5 protein-coding genes are annotated in these 5,395 nt (G+C 68.7%); 4 read left to right on the top strand and 1 reads right to left on the bottom strand.

Annotation, left to right across the window (positions count from 1 at the left end):
* Nucleotides 1-4: 4 nt before the first annotated feature.
* The gene (locus AC08OT_RS18945) at nucleotides 5-580 is read left to right on the top strand and encodes a PaaI family thioesterase (protein ID WP_476594225.1); all 576 of its coding nucleotides are present in this window, start codon (nucleotides 5-7) and stop codon (nucleotides 578-580) included.
* A gap of 325 nt (nucleotides 581-905) precedes the next feature.
* Nucleotides 906-1,910: an adenosyl-hopene transferase HpnH gene (hpnH, locus tag AC08OT_RS18940; RefSeq protein ID WP_011435280.1), complete on the top strand. Its 1,005-nt coding sequence runs from the start codon at nucleotides 906-908 to the stop codon at nucleotides 1,908-1,910.
* 105 nt (nucleotides 1,911-2,015) lie between these two features.
* Here hpnH and AC08OT_RS18935 read toward each other — a convergent pair whose 3' ends face one another.
* A complete protein-coding gene (locus AC08OT_RS18935; RefSeq protein ID WP_476594224.1) occupies nucleotides 2,016-2,693 on the bottom strand; it encodes a TetR/AcrR family transcriptional regulator in 678 nt (225 codons plus the stop codon).
* Between the two features lie 464 nt (nucleotides 2,694-3,157).
* Here AC08OT_RS18935 and AC08OT_RS18930 point away from each other — a divergent pair, with 464 nt between their 5' ends.
* Both AC08OT_RS18930 and AC08OT_RS18925 read left to right on the top strand, forming a co-directional pair.
* Nucleotides 3,158-4,636 (top strand): glycosyltransferase, encoded by a 1,479-nt coding sequence (locus AC08OT_RS18930; protein ID WP_476594223.1) that lies wholly within the window; start codon nucleotides 3,158-3,160, stop codon nucleotides 4,634-4,636.
* Nucleotides 4,637-4,788: 152 nt separating this feature from the next.
* On the top strand, nucleotides 4,789-5,395 hold a 607-nt coding region (locus AC08OT_RS18925; RefSeq protein WP_476603126.1), incomplete at its 3' end, for a TetR/AcrR family transcriptional regulator.

Genomic DNA, 5,395 nt, shown 5'->3' with positions numbered 1-5,395 from the left:
GGGCATGACCACGACTGAGCCCGAATCCGCGCGACCCGAATCCGCCTCAGACCACTCGCACGACCCGGCTGCCTGGGGCGAGCCGCGGAGCAAGACGATCACCTGGCACGACCCGCTGCCTGTCGCCGCGGCGGCGGCGTCGCTGAGCGGGCTGGAGTTCCTGTCCGCGATGCGTGACGGGCGCATTCCGCCGCCCCCGATCTCCCGTCTGTTCGACTTCCGGCCAATCGAGGTCACGCCGGGAGACGTTGTCTTCACCTGTCTGCCGGACGAGTCGGCCTACAACCCGATCGGCCTCGTCCACGGTGGCCTGGTCTGCACGATCCTGGACACCGCGACCGCCTGCGCGGTGCACTCCACGCTGGCGGCCGCGGTGGCGTATACCTCCATCGAGATCAAGGTTAATTACCTGCGGCCGGTGCGCGTTGTCGACGGCCGGCCGAGCCGACTTACCGCGCACGGCTGGGTGACCAGGCCGGGACGGCGGGTGGCTTTCGCCGAGGGGGACGTCCGGGATGACCAGGGCAAGGTCGTGGCCACCGCCAGCAGCACCTGTCTGATCATGGGTGGGACGGCCTGATCCCATGGCCTGATTCCGCGGCCTGACCGGAGACCCGATTCCCCGGCCTGACCGGCGGCCCGGCCCGACGCTCGGCCGGGCCGGATGCGAGCACGGGCGCGTCGTCGGGCGGCTGGCCCGACATCGTCCATGGACTGTCCCGAACTCGCGTCCGTGCTGTCCCGGCCTTGTCTTCCCGGCGTCCGCAACTCGGCGGGGTCGGCTAACGGACACCCTTGTGGGGCAGTTCATCGGACGATCCACATGCAGTCTGTACGTACACGCTGTATGGTCAATGCAGAGATCATCGCTCATCCACTGGTGACCTAACGAGAGGGGGCCAGCCGTGGCGGTCGAGTGGCGGTACCAGCTCCGGATTGGGACCTACCTGGCGAAGCAGAAGCTGCTTCGTCGCAAGCACTTCCCGCTCGTACTGGAGCTGGAGCCGCTGTTTGCCTGCAACCTGTCCTGCACTGGATGTGGCAAGATCCAGCACCCGGCGTCCGTCCTCAAGCAGCGGATGAGCGTCGACGACGCCTTGGCTGCGGTGGAGGAATGCGGCGCTCCGGTGGTCGCGATCGCGGGCGGCGAGCCGCTGATGCACCCGCAGATCCACGAGATCGTGAACCAGCTGGTCAAGCGCAAGAAGTTCGTGATCCTCTGCACGAACGGGCTGCTGCTCCAGAAGAAGCTCAAGAACTTCACCCCGTCGCCGTACTTCACCTTCGTCCTGCACATCGACGGTCTGCGTGAGCGGCACGACGCGGTGGTGGAGAAGGAGGGCACGTTCGACGAGTGCGTCCGCGCCTTCCACGCGGCGAAGGCCGCGGGCTTCCGGGTCGGGTCCAACTCGACGTTCTTCAACAACGACAGCCCGCAGGACGTCATCGACATCCTGACGTTCCTCAACGACGACCTCAAGGTCGACCAGATCCAGCTCTCACCCGGCTATGCCTACGAGAAGGCGCCCGACCAGGAGCACTTCCTGGGGGTCCAGGAGACCCGCGAGATGTTCTCGAAGGTCTTCGCGGACGGCCGGCGCAAGAAGTTCCGGCTCAACCACTCGCCGGTCTTCCTGGACTTCCTGGAGGGTAAGAGGGAGCTCAGCTGCACCGCGTGGGGCATCCCGAGCTACTCGCTCTTCGGCTGGCAGAAGCCCTGCTACCTGATGAGCGACGGGTACGTCTCGTCCTACAAGGAGCTCGTCGAGACCACCGACTGGGACGCCTACGGTCGTGGCAAGGACCCGCGGTGCGCGAACTGCATGGCGCACTGCGGCTATGAGACCTCCGCGGTGCTGGCCACCATGGGTTCCCTCAAGGAGTCCATCCGGGCGGCCCGCAGCGTCTGAGCTGGCCCATCGTGGTCTGAGCCGGCTCACGGCGTCACCGTCACCGTCAGATGACGTCGTCCGGCGGGAGCAGGGTTTCGCTGGCGTCGACGATGCCAGCCGGCTTTAGCCGGCAGTCCCGCGGGAGCCGGCGCCGCCGTCGGCACTGACCGGCGGCTGCTCGGCGAGATCGCCACCGCGGCCGAGTCCGCGCAGCAGCCGGTCGAGCACGGTGCCGACCTCGAGGCGGGCGGTGTCCGGGTCCGCGGCGCCGGCGGTGTAGATGCTCGCCTCCGACAGCAGGGCGGCGACCAGCCTGGTCAGCGGGACCACCGGCAGCGGGTCGATGCGGTCCTCGGCCATCGCGCGCTCCAGCCACTCCGAGAGCAGCCGGTAGCCGTGCTTCTCGACGAGCGCATCCCAGGCGTCGTTGCCCAGCACGGCCGGACCGTCGACGAGGACGATGCGCTGGAAGTCGCTGTCCGCGGTGGAGATGTCGAGCAGGGACTGGAACCCGGACCGGAGCTGCGTCCAGGCGTCGCTGGGAAGCTCCGCGTCCCGGGCAAGTTCACCAGCAACGAGCTGTTCGGCCACCTCCGTCGCGACCTGTTCCATCACGGTGCGAAACAGCGCGGCCTTGTCGCGGAAGTGGTGGTAGAGCGCGCCACGGGTGACCTGCGCGTCGGCGACGATCTCCTCGGTGCCGGTGGAGGCGAACCCCTGTTCGGCGAACCGACGGCGGGCGGCGGAGATCAAGGCCTGACGGGTGTCAGCCGTCTGCGCGGTACGACGGCTTCGTGTCACCCCTTGATTATGGTGTAGCCGAGGCCGTTGTACCCACTACCGTCCCGGCACGAGCGGGCCTGGTCGTGACGAACCTGCTCCGATGAACCCGCAACCGCCGACGGACACCGATCCGTGGCTGTCGTCTCGCCCTCTGGTCGCGCCCTCGCCAGCCGTTCGTCGCGCACCGCCGATCACTTTTCGTTTTCAACTTGTTGCCGTCGGGTATCTCCGATCACCGCCGCCGATCGTGAGGTGACGGAAAGTGATCATTGTTTCCGCGGGGCGTGGTGGGCACCATCGTCGATGCTCATGTCGGCTACCCCACCGCCGGCCGGAGGCCCGGGATTTCAGGGTGGCGGCAGGAGCGTTTCGGGGGGGAGATCTCCGTACCGGCTCGACCAGACCGGGACGGAAGCCTTGTGACCCCGCATTACCCGGGACGCCCGCACGCCCTTGAGGGGCCCGTGGCAGTATCACTTTCTGTGACAGTGCTGCTGTGGGTCGCCGTTGCCTCTCTGCTCGCTTGGCTCTACCTGACCGTCGGCCATGGGTTCTTCTGGCGGACCGATCAGCGCCTGCCATCCCGGCAGGCGCCGGCCGCTTGGCCCAGTGTGGCGATCGTCGTGCCGGCTCGGGACGAGGCCGACGTGCTTCCCGTGACGTTTCCGACGCTGCTTGCCCAGGACTACCCCGGTCGTGCCCGGCTAATCCTGGTGGACGACGGTTCCACCGACGGGACCACGGAGGTTGCCCGGGACCTGGCAGAACAGGCCGCTGCGCGCGGCGAGACCAACGTGACGCCGGCCATGACCACATCCACCGAACCCCCCGCCGGTTGGACCGGGAAGCTGTGGGCGCTGCGGCGGGGCATCGAGTGCGCTGGCGACGTCGACTTCCTGCTCCTCACCGACGCGGACATCTCCCATCGCCCGGGATCGCTGACTGCGCTCGTCGCGTCGGCGACCTCCCAGAAGCTGGACATGGTGTCGCAGATGGCCGTGCTGCGGGTGCAGACCGGCTGGGAGCGTCTGATCGTCCCGGCCTTCGTGCACTTCTTCGCGATGCTGTACCCGTTCCGGTGGTCGAACCGGCCGGGTTCGCGGGTGGCCGCTGCGGCCGGCGGATGTTCCCTGATCCGCCGGGAGGCCCTTGCGGCGGCCGGTGGACTGGCGGAGGTGCGCGGCGCCGTCATCGACGACGTGGCGATCGCGCGGATCATCAAGCGTTCGGGTGGGCGGACGTGGCTCGGACTCGCAGAGCAGGTCCACAGCCAGCGCCCGTATCCGCGACTCGCGGATCTGTGGAAGATGGTGTCCCGCAGCGCCTATGCGCAGTTGCGGCACTCCCCGTCGCTGTTGGTCGGGACCGTGTTGGGACTGAGCCTGGTCTTCGTCATCCCGGTGGTCGCGACCATCGTAGGCATCGTGACCGGCGACGTCGCCACGGCTCTCGTCGGCGGGATCACCTGGTTGATCATGACTGTCACCTATCTGCCGATGACCCGCTACTATCGTCAGCCGCTGCCGCTGGCCCTGCTACTCCCCGGAGTGGCCGTGCTGTACCTCGCGATGACGGTGGACTCGGCGCGGCTCAAGCGGGCCGGGCGGGGAGCGGCCTGGAAGGGGCGTACCTACCAGGATCACGGTGCCCCGGCTGCCGCCGCCCGCGAGTATCCGAATGGCCCGGGTGAGCGGCGTGAGGGCTCGGTGGCCGGGCCGGCCGGCTCCCCGGGCATGCCGGCACCGGTAGCCGTGTCGCCGTACCCGGACGGCGTTGCCACCGTCGCCTCATCGGCTTTGTCATCCGCCTCGTCCACGGTGCCCGCAACACCCCTGGTGATGGCGACATCCTCGGCGGTCCCCGCGCCGGCCGTGGCGCCGGTTTCCCCCACGCCCACGCCGCGCCCCTCCACGGCATCGTCATCGGCCCGGGGCGGATCGACCGATCAGCCCCGGGCCTAACTGGTGGTCCCGATGCATGGAGGAGATGAACCATGGGGAGGTTCGGAGACGGTCGACGAGTAGGACGGGGGCGAGGGTGCGTGAGGCCGCCATGATGGTTACCTACAACCTAGACCGTTCGGTTCGAAATTGTCAAGGGTAGGGTCCGTCGCGTGAGCGAGTCATCCATCCCGGCCGGGACGGCCGAACAGGACCGTCCGCCGGTCACCGGGGCCGGTGGCACGGCCGAATCACGGCCGGCGACGCGCGGCGATGCCCGGCGCGCGGCGATCCTCGACGCGACACTGGCTCTTCTCGCCGAGCAGGGTTACGACAAGCTGTCGACCCGCGCGGTGTCGGCCCGGGCGAAGGCATCGAAGGAGACGCTGTACGCCCACTTCGGCGATCGGCGTGGCCTGCTCGCGGCACTCGTCTCCCAGGAGGCGGAAGCTACGAACGCCGCTCTTCGACAAGCCTTGGCCGACGTCGGCGGCGGACCGGTGCGACCGGTGCTCGCCGCGGCGCTGACCGAGCTGCTTGCGCTGCTCACCAGCGCCCGTTCGGTCACCATCAACCGGGTCGCCATCGCCGCGCTGCCCGCTGACCCGGATCCCGCGGAGGCTCTCGTCGCCTGGGGTCGGCGTACCACTGGTCTCCTCTTCGAAGCCCTGCTGAGGCGAGGCGTCGCCCGTGGTGAGCTCGCGTTCGATGATGCCGCCGAAGCGTTCGAGGTGCTCTTCGGCCTCACCATCCGCGACAGTCAGATCGCCGCCCTGCTGG

It is taken from the genome of Frankia sp. CgJB1 (assembly GCF_977947065.1).
This window is presented reverse-complemented; position numbering and strand designations above follow the sequence as displayed.